The sequence below is a fragment of the Pseudoalteromonas sp. NBT06-2 genome (genome assembly GCF_002276045.1).
GTDB lineage: Bacteria > Pseudomonadota > Gammaproteobacteria > Enterobacterales > Alteromonadaceae > Pseudoalteromonas.
Window position 1 is genome coordinate 79,036 of sequence record NZ_NQMR01000001.1, and the last position, 18,499, is coordinate 97,534.

General features: G+C 35.9%; 13 protein-coding genes. 4 read left to right on the forward strand and 9 right to left on the reverse strand.

The window, feature by feature from the left end:
• The 3 genes from CJF42_RS00395 to CJF42_RS00405 form a co-directional block, all read right to left on the reverse strand.
• Positions 1-1,152, reverse strand: a complete 1,152-nt coding sequence (locus CJF42_RS00395) for an amidohydrolase family protein (RefSeq protein ID WP_095364772.1) — start codon at positions 1,150-1,152, stop codon at positions 1-3.
• A gap of 85 nt (positions 1,153-1,237) precedes the next feature.
• A complete protein-coding gene (locus CJF42_RS00400; RefSeq protein ID WP_095364773.1) occupies positions 1,238-2,002 on the reverse strand; it encodes a hypothetical protein in 765 nt (254 codons plus the stop codon).
• A gap of 53 nt (positions 2,003-2,055) precedes the next feature.
• A complete protein-coding gene (locus tag CJF42_RS00405) occupies positions 2,056-6,039 on the reverse strand; it encodes a TOMM system kinase/cyclase fusion protein (RefSeq protein WP_095364774.1) in 3,984 nt (1,327 codons plus the stop codon).
• 197 nt (positions 6,040-6,236) lie between these two features.
• Here CJF42_RS00405 and CJF42_RS00410 point away from each other — a divergent pair, with 197 nt between their 5' ends.
• A complete protein-coding gene (locus tag CJF42_RS00410) occupies positions 6,237-7,223 on the forward strand; it encodes an FHA domain-containing protein (protein ID WP_095364775.1) in 987 nt (328 codons plus the stop codon).
• Between the two features lie 107 nt (positions 7,224-7,330).
• On the opposite strand, the gene CJF42_RS00415 is transcribed toward CJF42_RS00410, so the two are convergent.
• The 3 genes from CJF42_RS00415 to CJF42_RS00425 form a co-directional block, all read right to left on the reverse strand.
• Positions 7,331-8,932 (reverse strand): N-acyl-D-amino-acid deacylase family protein, encoded by a 1,602-nt coding sequence (locus tag CJF42_RS00415; protein ID WP_252097484.1) that lies wholly within the window; start codon positions 8,930-8,932, stop codon positions 7,331-7,333.
• Position 8,933: 1 nt separating this feature from the next.
• The gene (locus tag CJF42_RS00420; RefSeq protein WP_095364784.1) at positions 8,934-10,070 is read right to left on the reverse strand and encodes a M14 family metallopeptidase; all 1,137 of its coding nucleotides are present in this window, start codon (positions 10,068-10,070) and stop codon (positions 8,934-8,936) included.
• A 246-nt stretch (positions 10,071-10,316) separates the two neighbouring features.
• Complete coding sequence (locus CJF42_RS00425; RefSeq protein ID WP_095364776.1) at positions 10,317-13,151, reverse strand: TonB-dependent receptor domain-containing protein; 2,835 nt, start codon at positions 13,149-13,151, stop codon at positions 10,317-10,319.
• Positions 13,152-13,557: 406 nt separating this feature from the next.
• On the opposite strand from CJF42_RS00425, the gene CJF42_RS00430 reads away from it, so the two are divergent.
• From CJF42_RS00430 to CJF42_RS00440, 3 genes are all read left to right on the forward strand, one after another.
• Positions 13,558-14,439: a LysR family transcriptional regulator gene (locus CJF42_RS00430; RefSeq protein ID WP_095364777.1), complete on the forward strand. Its 882-nt coding sequence runs from the start codon at positions 13,558-13,560 to the stop codon at positions 14,437-14,439.
• Positions 14,440-14,547: 108 nt separating this feature from the next.
• Entirely contained in the window at positions 14,548-15,273 is a 726-nt protein-coding gene (locus tag CJF42_RS00435; protein WP_095364778.1) for an integrase repeat-containing protein, read from the forward strand.
• A 266-nt stretch (positions 15,274-15,539) separates the two neighbouring features.
• A complete protein-coding gene (locus tag CJF42_RS00440) occupies positions 15,540-16,739 on the forward strand; it encodes a pyridoxal-phosphate-dependent aminotransferase family protein (RefSeq protein ID WP_095364779.1) in 1,200 nt (399 codons plus the stop codon).
• 180 nt (positions 16,740-16,919) lie between these two features.
• Here the strand turns inward: CJF42_RS00440 and CJF42_RS00445 are convergent, their stop codons facing one another.
• From CJF42_RS00445 to CJF42_RS28965, 3 genes are all read right to left on the reverse strand, one after another.
• Positions 16,920-17,312 (reverse strand): GFA family protein, encoded by a 393-nt coding sequence (locus CJF42_RS00445; protein ID WP_095364780.1) that lies wholly within the window; start codon positions 17,310-17,312, stop codon positions 16,920-16,922.
• A gap of 127 nt (positions 17,313-17,439) precedes the next feature.
• Positions 17,440-17,949, reverse strand: a complete 510-nt coding sequence (locus CJF42_RS00450; RefSeq protein ID WP_170940413.1) for a GNAT family N-acetyltransferase — start codon at positions 17,947-17,949, stop codon at positions 17,440-17,442.
• A gap of 339 nt (positions 17,950-18,288) precedes the next feature.
• A partial coding sequence (locus CJF42_RS28965) for a histidine kinase (RefSeq protein WP_286203457.1) occupies positions 18,289-18,499 on the reverse strand: 211 nt, incomplete at its 5' end.

Consider the following 18,499-nt stretch of genomic DNA (forward strand, 5'->3'; position numbering starts at 1 on the left):
CTAGTAACCAAAAAATTGTTTTGGATTATGTTGCAAAATGCAGTCAAGATCTGGCGGTTTGATGTCGCTGTTTTGCTGTTCCAAATGCTTAAAATCAAAGTGAAGATGATCTGGATGAGGAAAGTCAGTACCAAAGAGCAGCCTGTCATGACCAACAATATCGATAACTTGTGCCAAACACGGCTCATCCATTTCAATTGCAATCCAGCATTGGCGTTTAAAATACTCAGAAGGCAGCATTTTGATCCTGTTTTTTACCAGACCCGGAAATTCCGGATAGCAAATGTTATCTAATCGCCACAACCAAGCGGGTAACCAACTTGCACCGGCTTCGAAAAAGCCTAATTTTAGTGTGGGGTATCGTTCCAGCACGCCAGCATCTAACAAAGACAAAAAAGCCAGCTGGATCTCGATATAATGTGAACAAGCGTGGAGCGCAAAACGGCTGCTATATCTCTCAGTGCCTGCGGTCGGTGCTTGTAAACTAGTGCCACCATGAAACGCAATACTGATCCCTTTATCTTCACAGGCTTGCCAAAATGTCTCATAGGCCGGGCTACCCAGGCTATGCCCGGCAATGATGTCCGGACGTAGGGTGATACAAGTCCACCCCAGCTTTTCAATGGCCTCTAGTTGATTTACCATAGTGGTGGGATCATGGCGGCTGATCAAGCCCAAACCATGAAGACGCTCGGGGTCCTGGCTGCAATACTCATATAACCAAGTGTTGTATCCTGTGGCATAGGCCTGTGAAGCTTGAGCACTGATATTTTTGTGATTAACGATATAATTGGCAACGTTAGGGAACAAACTGGCACTGTAGATATGACTGTCATCCATATCTTGCAACATCGTCTCGGGAAATGCCGCTTGTTTACGCTTATCGGTACTTTTTTGAAAAACCTTAGCACTTTCAATATTCAGGTTTTCATCCCAACAATTTAACATTGGATGTTCGCCAAGCTTTAATATCGGTGGCAATACAACACCTGCGTGTTCACCAAGGCGCATTATTCGCTCATTTGCTTTTTGCTTAGTATCATAAGTCAAGTTGTATTCAAAACCTTTAATCTTTCTCGGGTCGACATAATCACGCCAAATATCAGGTGTTTCTATGACGTGGCGGTCGGAATCATGGATAAGTATTGTCATGGATTATTTTATTTTTCTCTTTTGTTAGTCAGCTAGGGCTTAACCTAGCTTCCGTCTTGAGTTCATTAACGTGCTTATTGAAAAACTATAAGCCCGTAGCATTGGTGAATTTGCAGTATTCACTGATGGCCACTGCTTGCTCAAGATCATCAGGCATACATGGAGGATGGTAAGTAAAGCTGTTTTTAGGAATATTTTCAAAATGACTCAATTGTGGTACGTCATTATCGTAATGAAATTTGAAATTAGGATCTTCTTCAAAAATAAGGTCGACATCCCAAGGTAAATCTTTCTGCAAGAATTTTTCAATCAAGGTCTTTCCGCTGCCTGGCTCTTTTGAGCTATAAACTTGCCAGAAGTAGCGTAATAGTCGCTCTTCTTCAGGCATATGAACACTTTGCTTTTCCGGTAAATCTTGCGCGGCCCAAGCCATCGTTATTATGGAACCTGTATATTCTCCAAGGGCCAGCCAACCCATATCATCGATATCTGTGTAAGGTTTATTTTCGGCCACTAAACCGAGAAAGGTGGGAAACAGTGCGCTGTAAACGGAAATCGCTAGAGCTTGCTGTTCCAATAATTCCGGTTTCATAGGTACTTTTATGGTGACAGTGTTAAAACCGCCACACCAACCTTTGGAAAATTTGGGATTCCAAACATATTGTGACTTGTCACTTTCAGTGTTAATAATAAATTCACAATGGGGTAAAATATCTTCAAAAGTTGACAATTTACCATTGTCGTTAAAGGTTAGTGGACTACCACTAGTTGGCATTTTTTCCTTAGTATTCCAATGTGCAGCCACAAATACACCATAGGCGGTAACCAGTTTTTGATAAACGTTTTGCATAATGCAGTTTTCCGTAAGTTGTGTAGTTTAATAAATTTCCAGAATGAATGAGTTCAATAAATAAAGGTTTTTTTTTCAATATCGGTATACGGCAGTTTTACTGATAATTGCTGCGTTTTTTCGATGTAGAGTTGATTAAAACGTTCATATTGTGCGGAATTACCTTGTTTTAAATAGCACCTTGATTTTAACCACAGCAATTTAGGCAAAAAGAGGTCTTCATTAAATCGTTCTGTTTGTATGATAGATTTATCAATGATCTTTAAGGCCTCATCCCATAGGCCCTTTTTAAGTTTAACTTCCACCAACATTCCGTGCCATAAGCCATGCATTTGTTTTGCACCTATGGCTTCCAACGCTTGGACTGATTGAGCTATTCTATCGCCATCATCTTGTAACCACCCCTCCATTGCATCAATGATACCAAACCAATTGATGAGGTTACCCTGCTCACATATTACTTTTGATTCCTCTAACTTGACGCGAACTTGGGCTCTTTCATTGAAAAAATAGAAGCCACCAGCGGCGTAAATTTTAACTAAAACAAGGCAGTGACTGCTTTTTAATTGCTTAGCTAAATTTTCTGCTTCCTTTATGGATTTATGGAATTTCTTACAATCACCCAAACAAGCGTAGATCAACGAAGCAATACTCAGTGCCCAAATATTGGTATCTTGACCATATTGAATAGCATGTTCACTGTGCGCTATAGGGTCATACAATCGTCTAGCCTCGGCTACACAATCCAAGCCTTGATGCAATTTTCCGGCACGCCATAGTGCGTGCGATTTTACAGCTAGAAGTCCAGCCCGTTGGCCCGGATCTTCTGTTAATTGCAATGATGAATCTATGATATTCAATACTTTTTTCACATCGCCCACAACATTAACGTGATTTGCCAGCTGAATTGCAGTGTCGATAGATTGGTGACGCTGCCCCAAACTTTCCAGCAATTGTTGTGAATATTTGATCAGGTTTTCGACTTTTGAAGATGCCCAGCCGACAACCATCATTGAGACAGTAGTTAACAGTTGATTGACCTCTAGTTGAGTTTGCCCATCAGCGTTTATTTTTTTTAAGGCACTCAATGTTGCCTCCGCATAGTGTATGCTTTGTTCATAAGCACTTTTTTCTATAGCAGACATCGCTGCTTTTTTTCCGAAATGTGCAGCTTCGCTATAGGACTGACCGGCTAGGTAATGATAATGTAGAATGCCCGAAGAGTCCTCTGGGTTGACGCCGAAGCCGTTACTTATGGCCGTAGCAATAATCAAGTGTGCCTTTTTTTGTGTCGCTTGGGCCATACTTTCATAAGTCGCATCCCTTACCAAAGCATGCTTAAATATATAATTATCCCCATCCACTTTACGCTGCTGGTAAATAATTTCTGCTTCAATGAGCTCATTTAGATCACTTTGTACCTGGCTTTCATTATTCTCTGATACTGCTACCAGTAGGTCATAGTCAAATTCACGGCCTATCGTTGCTGCCAACTGCGCTGTTTCTTTAGCATGTACCAATGAATCTAACTTTTGTTGTAAAGAATCTCTCAGGGTATTAGGTACTTCATCCAATTTATCTGGGCTGACAAAGTCAATCTTACCTTCAATTTGATGCACTAGTTCCTTCTGCTTCAGCATATTAACCAGTTCTTCAATAAACAGGGGAATACCATCGGTGCGTGATACTAATACATCCAGCACATTGTCTGAAACGGCTTCATTTTCAAACAAAGAGACAATAAATTCAGATGTCGCAGCAGGTGTGAGTTTATTAACTGCAATAGGCTCAAAACCAAGTTCATTTAAAGACTCTGGCAAGGCTTGTCGAGAAGTACTGATAAACACATCTCTGCTAGGCTTTAATGAAGTCACAAATTGATTGATAAATTCTAGACTAGTAGGATCGGCCCAGTGCATATCTTCAAATATAAATAAATTGCGCAGCTCTATTGTCACTCCCTGACTATCAATACTTGGGCTTTCGCCTTGATGTGTTAATAACGCATTCAGTACAGTAAAGAGATGTTGTTTTTGACTATCTGGTGGCAAGGCACTAGGTTGTTGGTTCTCCTTTAAAGGTAAATTTAACCAAGCAGATAAAATAATCAGTCCCTGCTCTTTATTTATATTTTGATGAGATTCTAATAATTGTACAGCGTGGTTGAGTCGTTCGGCCGCATCTGATGGTGAAAGTGAATCTAGTGAATACTGATATTTAAGAATATTCAATATAGGATAAAGCGCATTGTGTTGATGTTCTGGCAAACACTGAGCCACATTATGTGACATTTTTTGTGCTTTATTCCTCAGTTCAAATACCAAGCGGGATTTACCTATACCGGCCTCCCCATGCACATGCGCCAAATTTGCGTTATTGTTTTGATTATTATTAAGCTCTTTACTACTCAATAAAGCAGAAAGCTGATTTAACTCCAGATCACGGCCAATAAAAGCATGATTTTTTTGCTTGCCTCGTAAAAAACCAAAAGCTTCAACATGGCGCTCTGCTACCAAATTATACAGCGCTGTCATTTCTGAGCCCATACCTAATGTACACGTTTTTACATGTTTAAATTCAGTATGAGTATCTAACATTTTTCGGCTGAGATCAGAGCATAATATCTGCTCTTTACCCGCCATACGTGCAAGTTTCATCGCAATATTAGAGGTATCTCCTTCTGGAATCGCATCAGCATAACAAGTTACTAAACCTGTGTGCATACCTAACTGAACTTCAAACTCTATGCCCTGACTTTCTCTGAGTATGGCATTTCGTTTATTTAAATTACTGACAATATCTAAAGCAGTACGGGCACATAACCTAATATCATTGTCACTTGCTACAGGATAGCCAAAATAAAATAATAAAGAGTCACTTAACGACCCTACATGGCAGGCTCCATAACGAATGGCGGTATCTATACATTGGTTTTTTTGATCTCTATGTAATGCATCCATCACCTCATGATCTAAACTATCTTGAGCAACCGCTTGTATATTCAAACAAATACTTAAGGCTGTTATCTGCTTACGCTCAATGAGTCCGGTATAAAACTTAGGATTATAGTTAGTGCGGGTTTCCTGATCTTCATGAATATGCTCTGTAGTATTAAATCTAATTTTTTGCTCTGCTTGGGAAGCCAGCATACCTACTAAGTTAGAAAAATTTATCTTCAGAAGCTCCTGATATAACTCTACAGCCTTAACATTACGCTCAAAGACTTTCTTTTGTAATACGCGTCGTAATAAGGCTCCAACTGGATGACCAACGATTGATGCAGGCAGAGGCACATTTACATCACTCAATTGTTTATGAAAAACAGACGCTAAATTAGAGCCTGATATTGCGACCTGCCCGGTTAAACATTCAATAAACAATAACCCCCAAACATAGAGATCCGTTTTTGTGGTGGGTGGTTCACCTCTAAGCTGTTCAGGGGCGCTGTATGAGGGAGTTCCTAAAGTTTCATGTGTGAGCGTAATACTTTTATAATTAAGCTGGCGCGCTTCATTAACTAAAGTGCCTATGCCAAAATCCAATACCTTAACATGCGTTTTAGCACCTACTTTAACCAACATAATGTTAGCAGGCTTAATGTCTCTGTGTATTACTCCTTTTTCATGAGCATGAGCTAAAGCATCTAATACTTGAGCCATTATTTGAGCGGTTTCTAAGGCCCCCAATGCACTTGTTTCAGCTAAAGTTTGTTTTAAAGTTTTACCATCAATATATTCAAATACGGCATATAATAGATCATCATGACAACTACCTTTATCTAATAAACGTACAATATTTGGATGTTGTAGTCGGCTTCCTAAAAGTGTTTCGCGTTCAAACCTTTCTATGTAACGTTGTTTTTTTTCGGTATCAAATTCATCACTAATAGCTAAAAATTTAATGGCTACAATTTGACCTGTATTAATTTGTATTGCGCGATAAACACGGCCAAAACCACCCTCGCCTATTTTTTCGAGTAATTTATATACCACAGAGTCAAACAATTCTGATATTTTATTTTCTATTTTATTATCCACTAAACTATCACATTAATGCTGTACCCTAATTAAATACTACGATATAGTGAAACAATGAGCAACCCCTAATTTACGACTATTAATTGAGTAAGTTTTGACCTCACAATACATTTGCAATCTAGGTGTAATATTAATCATTTTAATTCTCGTTAATATTGAATTTTAATACTTAAATAATTTGAGGGTAGGAGATTTTTATGGCGAGTTTAACCCCAATTAATTCAAGTTATGAGTTATATTTAAAGCCTTTTCATAGATTTGGCCGTTTATCTGATGCGGTAGATACCCAAATAGAAAGTCGAGAAATATCAAGAATACATACCATAATTGAATGGATTGATAACGTTTGGTATATCCGAGATATCAGTAAAAACGGAGTTTGGCTCAATGGTGATAAACAGCAAACAAATAAGTTATATAAATTAAAACTAAATGACAAAATCTGTTTGGCTAATAAAACACAAATTACTTTCATTGTAACCAATATTTCACCACCACAAGATGTACTGATCCCGTTTAAAGAACATGAAAATAACACTATTGTGGCTAAAGAACCTATATTATTAAAACATTATCATTTTTTACCCTCGGAAGAAGATCCCGAAGTGATCATATTTTATGATACGCTCAAAAAATCTTGGTATTGTGAAAAAGCGCCTGAATTTAGTGTAGTTCGTATTTCAGATGGTGAACTGATAAAATTTTCAGATTCTGTTTGGCAATTAATTAAAGTTGCTGATATATTCCAACAAGAAACGATTGATATTTGCGATAATTCCAACAACGACCCGACCTTTATTTTTAATCTGAGTCAGGATGAAGAAGAGACAGAATTTCGATTGCAAAGCAATGAACAATTAATTGATTTTGGCTTTCGCAGTCATCATTATCTGACCCTATTGCTTGCAAGATACAGAAATCAAGATAATACCATTGATATAGAGGAAAGCTTGAAAGGTTGGGTATCCATCGACAGACTTATTAAAGATTTAGGATTAAATGAAAGCCACATTAATATTCAAATTCATAGAGCACGAAAACAATTCGCTGATAAACTACAAGAATATAACCTGCGTGGTTCCATGTTAATTGAGCGAAAAAGAGGACAAGTAAGATTTTGCGCAACAAAATTTAAAATATTTAAGGGTAAACAAATTGAAGTCGATGCCATTTCAGCATGCTAATGTTCGTCCTTGAATATTAGCAAAGCTCATATACTTTTTGTTTGTAACTGTGCTGCTATTTTTAACGTTTGGTCATTTTTTAGTGAATAACAAAAACAATTTACGATTTAATGAACTACTTTACCACTTAAAACCTGAGTATATTGGTTATTTTCTATCGTTAATGAACCATTTACTAATACAGTTTCTATGCCACTTGATAAAACATTCCATTTCTTAAAAGTAGCGTTATCAGAGTAATTTTTTTCATCAAATATAATAATATCAGCATAGTTACCGAGTTTAATTTCGCCTCGTTTTTTTAGATTCAAAATCTTAGCTGTTTGGTAACTGCTTTGTTTTATAAATTGGCCTAAACTTAACAGCTTTTGTTCTTTAACATATTGACGATACTTTTTAGGAAAGCTCGCATATTTTCTAGGATGGCCATTTGTACCGTCAGAAGAAGTCACAACCCAAGGTTTAACCATAAAATTTTCAATATCATTTGATGACATATTAAACGACGCAACACGAATTTGTGGGCCTTGTACAAGTTCAATAACTGTATCTGTTTCAGTTAACGCTTTTTCAATTGCAAGTTGCTTAAGTGTTTTTCCTACTAAGTTCTGATCTTCAGTGACTGTCACTAATAATGCTTCACCGCCACCACGACGTCTAATGTTTTCAGTAATTTCAGTTTTAATTTTTGGTAAAAGGCTTACATCATTCAATCTTTGATGAAATTTTTCCTTAGAATCTGCCATAACCCATTTAGGGATTACTGCACTGGTTAACATAGTACCAGACGCGCGCCATGGATATTGATCCGCCGAAATACTAATACCATGTTGCTGAGCGGTTTCAATTTGTTTGATTACATCTTCACTTTGTCCCCATACATCAACACCTAAAGCTTTGATATGCGCAATATGTAAGTGAATATCAGCTAATTTAGCAATCTCAATGGCTTCATCAACAGCAGCTTTAAAGCCAATATTAAAGGTACTTTCATCTCTTAAATGGGTATCATAAATACCTTTATAGTTTGCAGCCGTTTTAGCTAAAGCGACTACTTCATTGGTATCAGAAAAAGCACCAGGCACATAATATAATCCGCTTGATAAACCAATTGCACCTTGTTGCATCGCAGTATTGAGCAAAGATTTCATTTTATCAATCTCTTCTGGTTTCGCAACACGCTCTGCTCTACCAATCACTTGCGTTCTTAACTTACCATGGCCCACTAATAATGCAGTATTTGTACCTATACCATTTTGTTCAAGCTGTTGTTTAGTTTTTAAAAAATCAACAGGACCACCACCATCATTACCATTAACAACTGTTGTTACACCTTGCGTTAAATAATTTAAGTTACTATTTTTATCTTCACTCATTAATTCTTCTAAACTATGAGTATGGGCATCAATAAATCCAGGACTAACAATTTTACCTTTTGCATCTATGGTCTTTTTAGCAACAATACTTTTACTATTTGAAGCATAGATCCCACAGATAACTTGCTTACAGACCGCAATATCGAGGTTTTGTGCTTTATTATTGCTTCCCGTATATACGGTACCTGATTTTATTAATACATCTACTTTAAGTTCAGGGTCAATATGTGATGACTTAGCGAATAGAGAACTGTTAGTGCATGCTATAAGGCTTAAACTTAAAACTGCAACAACTGATAATTGACCGCTTTTAACTGCCATAGGTAAATTCATTTTATTTTCCTGTTATGGGGTCGCTATTTAAAAGTGTTGTCATTAATGTATTTGCAGCACTCACAGCTAAAGTATTAATAAAGCGCCTATCAGTATTATCACCCATTTCATAAGTGATGGCATGGGCATTATATTTATCAGTAAAATACTGTTTGAAAACACCTTTACCTGGGTTGTTGCCAGGCTGTTGTATCACATTAAAATCAGGGTATTGTTTATCTAAGCTATTAAGCCAAGTTTCAACTAAGTATGGCTGTTCCATGCCGTAATCTGACGGCATAGTGTAAAAAATATCTTTTTTAGTTGAGTGAAAATCTACTGCCATACGCATTTTCTGGTTTTTACCAACAAGGGATGATAAATAATCATCTACATGCTTAGATTCAACTTGATCAAAACTTTTCCAGCTACGGTTTAAATCTATACCATTAGCATTATGACGCCAGTTTCCTAATTGTACGCCATCAGGATTCAGGTTTGGGATCACTAATATGTTAAACTTTTTTCTAAACTTGGAAGCAAGTTTTGAGTCGGAAAGTAAAGTTTCTGTAAATGGAAAGATTGCTAAAGCGCCCGTAATTTCTGGTGGATGTTGGCGTCCTAGAATAACTAACCAATCTTTACCTTCGCCCTTTGTTTCAATTTTATAGATTGGGCGGTCTTGTGTTGAGTTTCCCAGTACTTCTTGGCTAATATATTGCTGTTGTGCTAAATATTTACCCCATTGATAGTATTGTTCATTTGTCAGAATTTCTTGTGCTGAAATCCAAGTTGGTTTTTCACTTACTTTCAAGTGAAATGACAATTTATTTTTTCTTAATCTATATTTTTGTAACTGCCAATTTTGACCATCTAGGCTTATTTTTGGTGGGTATCTATGATGGCCATCAACGACTTTCATGATCACTTTAATATCAGTAGGCTTATCTGCTACTACTTTAAATGCATACCAAGGACTATCGTTAATAGGGGTATTTTCGGGGATTAAAGTTAATTGATATGTTGAGTCATTAATTTGTTTACACTGGTCTAATCTTGCTGCAGCAAAATCATGTTCAAACTTCACAGATGAAAAATCACAAGCTAATGAGCCAAAGCTAGAAAGTGCACATAAACTAGCAAATAAAATACGTTTCATAAAGTTTAGCTCTTTATATTTATTGATATAAGGAATGTTAGTCAAAATACGAGCCTAAATTTAGGCTCGTATTATGCGGTATATACCCAAGCCACTTGATAAATTCCCTACAGGCGGGTTTTAAATGGTCAACTACCGCGTTATTTATGTTGATAAGGGAATAACCATTACCTGCAATAAATGTCTTGTATTTGACCATTTAAACTCCTGCTGAAATCATGCATTTCCAAGTAGCTTGGGTGTAAACTAAAAAGTTTTACTGAAACTCATGTGGAAGTAACGACCACGATTAGAGTGTAAACTACCAAAGTAACCATGTGCTAATTCATCGGCTAGTGGTGGTTGCTCATCAAACAAATTACGTACACCTACACGAATTTTGCTATTTTGTAATACCGTTTTTCCTTCAAAGCGGTAATCAGCATAGAAGTTAACAGTTGAGTAACTATCTACTGGTAGCTTAATCACTACGTCATCAATTTTTGCTGTTGTACTTGTATCTTCAACCTCGCTGACATAGTTACCGCTTAGGCCTGCACCCCATTGGTTTAAACGCCAGTTAAGTGAACCACGGATGCGCAGCTCTGGACGGCCATTTTGCTTAAGTAAGTTACCCGCACCAGCAACGGTTCTGTCAGCTGGTACCGAAGGATCTCCCGCTTCTTGCGCCGCGATTAATAATGCAGAAATGGGATCCGCTGTTTGTTCAAACTTAGTTAATTTAGCAGCGTTGAAAGTAAACTCCCAGTCACCAAAACTCGTATCCAAATCATAGGTAACACTTAAGTCCATACCTTCAATATTACGAACATTTAAATTCATGTAATCATTGTTAATTTGAACGACTTCATGCGTATTCGGATCACGTATTACAGCTTCATTTTTAGAGCCCTGACTACGTAACAATGAATCATAAAGTAAGTGAGAAGAACCCGGTAATATACCTACTAAATCTTTTTGTTTAATTTTCCATGCATCTAAAGTAACTGTTAATTGTTCAGTTGGTTGGAATACAAAACCTAATGATGTATTTGTATCATCTTCTGGGGTTAAATCTGTAGTACCACTTCTGATATCAACAATGCCATATGTATCATCTAAAACAGGGTCATATAAACTATTACTACGTGGAACCGCTTCAGCTGTTACTTGTGGTAAACCGGGGGCACGGAATCCACCAGCATAAGATGCGCGAGCACTCATCCAATCAGCTGGTTCCCAAAAAACGGCTATTTTAGGTTTTAGTGCAGAACCTACATCTGAGAAGTTTTCATACCTTGCTGCAAGTTGTAGCTCAACATAATGTGAACCGTTATCAATTACTGGTACTAAAAACTCAACAAAAGCAGAGGCAACATCACGATCACCTTTTGAATCTGGTGTTGGGCTACTGCCAAGTACATCACTACCAGAAAGTTCAACACCTGTAATTTGATCAACAAATGGGTTGTTACCATCTAATAAGTCATCACGATCATCTTCAAAAGTTTCATGTCTAAATTCGACACCAACAGCAACACCAACACTACCAGCGGGTAAATCCCAAAGCTCATCATTGCTCATTTTAAAATCAACTGAAGCTAAGCTGGTTTTTGAGTCTCTTGTTACATCGACCATAAATTGATCGATAACGCTTTGTGGATTTAAACTTGTATCACCAAAGTTTGGATTATTGACATCACCGCCAGTGAAAATATTATAAGCTTTTGATGGATCAGTACTATTGATAGCAGCTTGGAATTTACTTGCTTGTATACGATTTGCCATATCATTGGTTTCAGCTTCAGTATAAAAAGCAGCTGTTTCCCAATCCCAATTACCTGTTACGCCACTGAGGCCTACAAGTGCACGATAGCTGGTATCATCAACTTGAACATTTCTTGGTCCTGTATCAATTGCACGATAACTTCTTAATTTAACTTCTTCATTAAATGGGTTAAATGCAGCATCAGCTGAGATCATAAACCTTTGAGCTGTTAAATTATGTGTTTGTTCTCGGACTCTTTTAGCTGTTGCACTGTAATAAATGGCTTCACCAAATAACTCTAAATCATTACCTAAATCATGTGTTAAATAAGTATAAAAATTTAATCTATCAACGTCAGATACTAAAGATCGTGTTGTACCGCGGTCAAATCTATTATCTCTTGGAAAACCACCGCTATCGGCACATACACCGCCAGATAAATCAACTACACAGCCACCTTGTGTATCTGGTTGTAAATGAAAACGACCTAAAGATTCCGATTGGAAATCACCCCAAGGCGTTGCAGTTGATCGGTTATCTAATTGCGTATCACCAATAAACTCTTCTGGTAAACCAGGGTATTCCCGTAAATCATGACTGGCTGAATAATCGCGCTCACTTGCCATCATGCCATTACGTTCATAATAAGTCGCTGATGCAGTAATATGTGTTTTACCACCATTAAGATCAAAACCTGTTAAATAGTTGAATGATTTTTCGTCAAGCGGTGTGCCTTCTGAACCACCGTAAGAAACACTAATTTTTTGACCATCGTAATCATCTTTAAGTTGATAATTAATAACACCTGCTACAGCATCTGAGCCATAAATTGCTGCTGCGCCATCACGTAACACTTGTAAAGAACGTAAACCTGATACAGGTAAAGTATTGGCATTAACAGTAGAAACAGGAACGAAATTTTCTGATTGTGTGCCAGGGTGATTAACTAAACGTCGACCGTTTAATAGTGTTAATGTATTGCCGGAACCAACACCACGTAAATTAATAGAAGATACGTCTCCGCGAGCATCGTTAACACCACCATTACCGGTAGCTGCACCAAATGCAACCTCACCAATTTGTGGTATTGAACGTAGCAGCTCATCGCCTGTCATAGCCGCTGCATCTTCAATATCTTTTTCTGTTAACATAGTAACAGGTAATGTACCAATATCTGTTGCACGTTTAATATTTGAACCTATGATACTGATTCTTTCGATTTGTTTATCGTCTGGTTTTGTTTCAGCAGCTTGTACTAGCTGAGGTGATAAAGCCGCTATAACACATAAACTAAGATGCGCAAGCTTATGGTGACTTGTTGTATTTTTGATCATGAGATTTCCCGTTGTCATGCCCATTTATAATTAATCAGATTTATTTTAGTTTTTACCTGATCATCAATTTCCATACTTATTCCCGCTACTTTAATTCAATTAAACTAAGCGGCTATCCTCAAACTATTTCTAATTGCCCAATAAGATAAATAGCTTGCTTTTATAACCATGAATAAAAATAGAGCATTTAACAATTGACACTTAATAACAAGACTATAACCTTTGGTTATACCTTGTAACATTTTAAAGAAATTACAATTAATTAATTAACTGTTAAATTCTATTTAACGACGATAATTAAGTGTAAGTATGGCAATAATTAGCTGTTTGATAAATAGACAAAAGAACAAACTCAAGGGCATGTTAATGCTTTTAATAATAACGAATCAAACTTAAAGGCTTTCATATGAGATTAAGACATATTGAGATTTTCCATGCAATTTATATGACGGGTTCGATAACTAACGCAGCCCAATTCTTACATGTATCTCAACCTTCGGTCAGTAAGGTTTTAGCCCATGCTGAAATGCAACTTGGTTTTGACTTATTTCAACGAGTAAAAGGCAGGCTCATTCCAACTGCAGAAGCGAATATGCTATTTAATGAAGTTGATAAAGTGTATAAACAGATACGCTCAGTTAGAAATACCGCTGAAAATATCAAAAAAAGTAAAAAAGGTAATATCAATATTGGTTTAGCACCCGCATTAGGATTTGATTTAGTACCAAAAGCAGTCGCTGAATTTAAAAAAACACATCCTGATGTGAATATTAATATTCAAACTATGCACAATGAACAAGTACAGCAAGCTTTACTTGAAAGAAAAATTGATTTTGCTTTAATGTTTTCACCACCTCCCTTACCCGGCATTACACAAAAACTCGTTTTACAATCACAATTAATGGTGGTTTATCCAAATAAATTTTTTCCGGAACAACCCCAATCTATGAATGTAGAGCAGCTAATAGATCAAGAAATTATTGGGATTTGGGATAGTGGACCATTAGGAGACATTGTATTTAACAGAATTACTGATCAAGACATCGAAATGAAATGTAATATTCAAGTACAAACATATTTCATTGCAGCCAGACTTGTTGCACAAGAAATGGGGGTGTGTATTATCGATGAATACACAGCTAAAGGTAATTTATGCCATAAAACTTCAATAGCAACATTATCACCTTCACTACATTTTAATCTGCAAGCACTTCATCTAACAGATCAACAACTATCACAAACTTCTAAACATTTGTTAGATGAAATACATAATGTTGCAAATATCTAACATTTCATATCATAACTTTTGGTTATAGTGTTGTTAATAGATGTTACTTTAAACAATCAGTATGATGATTTAGTTTAGCTATGTATTCAGGTAGCTTAAGAGGTCATCATGCAAAAGCAATTTTACCCTACATTAGAATTAGCAAAGCAAGGTGCATTAAGTCACAATTTTACAAGTTCTATTGATTATCATTGCAGGCGGCCTCTTTGTGATAGTGCTCTACCTTCAAACCCTCAAAAATTTTATCGAAATCAATGGGTAAGTTGGTACGATTTTCTAGGGACACAACCAAATACAAGTAAGCTTTATCAAAGTTTTGAAGTTGCTAAAACTATGGCTAAGTCATTTAAGTTTAAATCAATTAAAGATTATAAACTCACATGTAAAATGAAAGATAAGGCTTTATCTATATCGCCTAATGAAAAATTTAAAGTAAACTGGCGCAGTTGGGATGATTATTTAGGGCTAAACGAATGCGTAATATATAAGGAATACAATGAGGCACAAAATTCGGCTAAAAACCTTAAAATAAAAAGTTCTATTGAATATGCTGTTGTACGTAAATCTTTCGATTTAAGGTTGCCATCATCTCCTGAGTTGGCATATAAAAACCAATGGATAAACTGGTATCAGTTTTTAGGTACTCAAGATCCTGCGATAAATTTATATGCCAACTATTTATCTGCAAAGCTTGCCGCTAAAAAATACAAGTTTACCTCAGCTACCGATTATGCAATGAGGTATAAAGCATTAGATAACAAGCTGCCGAGTACACCCAAACGTAAATACAGACATGACTGGGTTAGTTGGCAAGATTTTTTAAATATAAATTAGTCAATGAGTGTATTTTGTAATGCTAATTAAAATGTAAAAAATTATGTAATTTAATTGATGTTAATAATTCAAAAGTTGAATCCTAAAAGTAAAACTTTAACAAAATATATAATAATTAGATCGATATGAAAAATGATTCCGTATACAAGTTATATTACCTTTAGTATTCATATTTTTATATTTATTCTAAATAATCAATTACCTGTTGTATCACATTGTGATACGATTTTTACTCATCTTTTTTTAATATTAAATAAGCTATAAAAATGAAAATCGCAGTGCCTGAAATTCAAACTCTTGATCATATTTTACCAGAAGAACCTTTATTAATGATGGGAGCAGGACCTGTACCAATTCCACAAGCTGTTGCTAATGCCAATGGGATCGTGATCAACCATTTAGGTGAAACTATGGGAAAAATAATCCATCAAGTTAAGTCTATGGCAGGTTATATATTTCAAACTAATTCTCCCTGGATAGTGGGTGTTGCTGGACCTGGTTCTGCTGCAATGGAAATGGCAGTAGCTAACTTAGTATGGAAAAATACTAAAGTTTTGAGTATTTGTAATGGTTTTTTTTCTAATAGACTTGCTCAAATGGCGCAAAGATCCGGAGCAGAGGTTGAGCAAGCTTCAATTATTGAAGGCAAGAGTGTTGCTCCAGTCGAAATACGTAAGTTAATTGAAGAACATAAACCTGAAGTTATCACAATCGTCCAAGGTGAAACTTCAAATACAACTTATAATTACGAATTAGCTGAAATAGGCAAGTTAGCAAAAGAATACAACTGTTATTTAATTGTTGATGCTGTATGTACTTTAAGTACCATGACGTTAAAAATGGATGAGTGGCATATAGATGCGGTGATCACAGGTGGTCAAAAAGGTTTAAGCTCAATCCCTGGTGTATCATTAGTCGCTTTTTCTGATCGTGCTTGGCAGCGTATCAGTAACCGCGTCATTCAAATCCCACAATGGACGCTAGATGCCATGCTCGCTTCAAATTTTTGGCATAAAGATTCATACCATTATACTGCACCTGTTTCGGGTTTACTGGCATTACATGAAGCTATGCGTTTGATTTGTAATGAGACATTAGAAAAAAGATTTAAAAGACATTTAACCTGTTCAAATGCCCTTCAAAGTGCTATCGAAAGCTTAGGACTAGATTTATATATTGAAGGTAAAAGTAGACTAAATTCTGTGATTGGTATTCGTTTACCAGAACAATTGGAATCCAAAACTGTTTGTGAGCATATCTCAAGAAATTACCGTGTAGAGATTGCAGGCTCTTTTGGCCCACCGATTGTACGTATTGGTCAAATGGGCGAACAATGCCGTGAGCATAATCTATTTAGAACCATACATGCTTTTGGTTCAACATTTAAAGATTTAGGTGTAAAGGTTGATGTCCCTGCGGGAATGGCTCAGCTAGAAAACATGTTACAAAGACAAAAATTCATTTAATTTTAATCAAATTCATTTTACTCAAATCAAAAAAGACCAAGAATAGTATGGTCTTTATTAATTTCTTCATCTAAAGGAATAAAGCAAACGAAGTAAGGTAATAAAACAAGAAATAAGGGAGATTCATTAACAAAGCTCTTAAAAGTAGGCCATTTTTTAGGTGCAAGTTTGGGATTTTAGTTAAGGGTATGTTTTATGTTGTGGTAATTCATCATAAATAGCACACCAAGTCGGTCTAGATTGTGTCCAAATATGCATTTTAAGTGGTGGAATATAACCATGATCAAGTACACCAAGCGGAATTGCAATTGTATTTGGATACTCTAATGATTCAAACCAGAGAGGAGATCCGCAATGAGCACAAAAACACCTTAATCCCCGACCTGAATTAAATTTAGAAACGCTATTATTCGCGCTTTGAATGACAAAATCTGATGTTTGGGCCATAGCCCAAGCTGCAGGTGAAGTGCCTGAAAATTTTCTACAATTATCACAATGACAGTATCTTCCAGAATGCAAGTTACCATTTATTGTAAAAGTAACTTCCTTACACAAACAAGATCCATGAATCATAGTTGACCTCTAGCGCTTTGTGCTAAAAATAACAAAATTTTATTTTTTCTTATAAGAAATAAAATCATTATTATTTTTATATCCAACCACTTAAAGTAATTAATATTCACATTAATGGCTAAGCAATTTAATTTGAGTATAGATGATCTACAAAAATATTTTTTATCATTATCAGTGTATTTGACATACTATCAGATGCTAAGAAATTGAAATCCATTTTCTTATATACTTTAACCGCCGAATGATTTGTCTCTTTAACTTCTAACATGATTTTATCAATGTGTGGGATGTTCAAAACATAGTGTGTAACAGTATCAATTAAGTTAAAACATATATTATTACCTCTAAATTTTGGCGTAACATACATCTGAATTAGTGTACCTGCTGAAATAACATCATGATTGTTATAATCTACAAATGCACAAATACCCACTAGTTCACCCTCAAAATAAGCTCCTGTCACAAACTTACTAGCGTCATCTTTTTTAATTATTTTTTCAAAGTGTAACTGAGGTTCTGTTAACGCTTCTTCATAATCAGATTCAAAGGCCTCGGGATTCAACTTTAAACTTTCTAAACGTAAAGAGCGATAGTTAAGATAGTCATTAGGAGGGATTTTTTTATAAATTAATTTCATAGTTTTCTTGTAATAAATCAAATTCATTTTTTTATTGTCAAACCAGTTTAATCTCTTGTGGTTTTTACCTCAAGGATTACATTTTCATTATGGCTTTTAAGCGTTCTAAACTTATTTTAGAGTAAATCTTGTGCTGCTGCTTTAAAAGATTTAACCTCATAGCGTAAATCTCGGTGGGCTTCCCCAGTCGGTGTTATCCCAGCTTTTGGTTCTTTGAGTATTTGTGACATTATCGTAAAGCGATAATGTCATTAACTCTTAAAACCCGGTCGCTTGCGGTCGAGATTTTTATCACTGTGAATGTCTGATAAACTAACATGATTATTATCTACACCATGTTTAAATGCAATTTTCTAATAATATAACTAGTAAAACTGGTGCAATTTCGTATGATTGTGCTTCATCAGCTTTTATAAGTGTGAGTGCATATAAGTTATTTAAGTTATTTAAGTTATTTAAGTTATTTAAGGTATTAAATAGGAAATGTGGGTTTATCTGCTGTTGTAATAACTTTAATTCTGTTTGAATTTGTTGTTTCGAAATTTCGAGT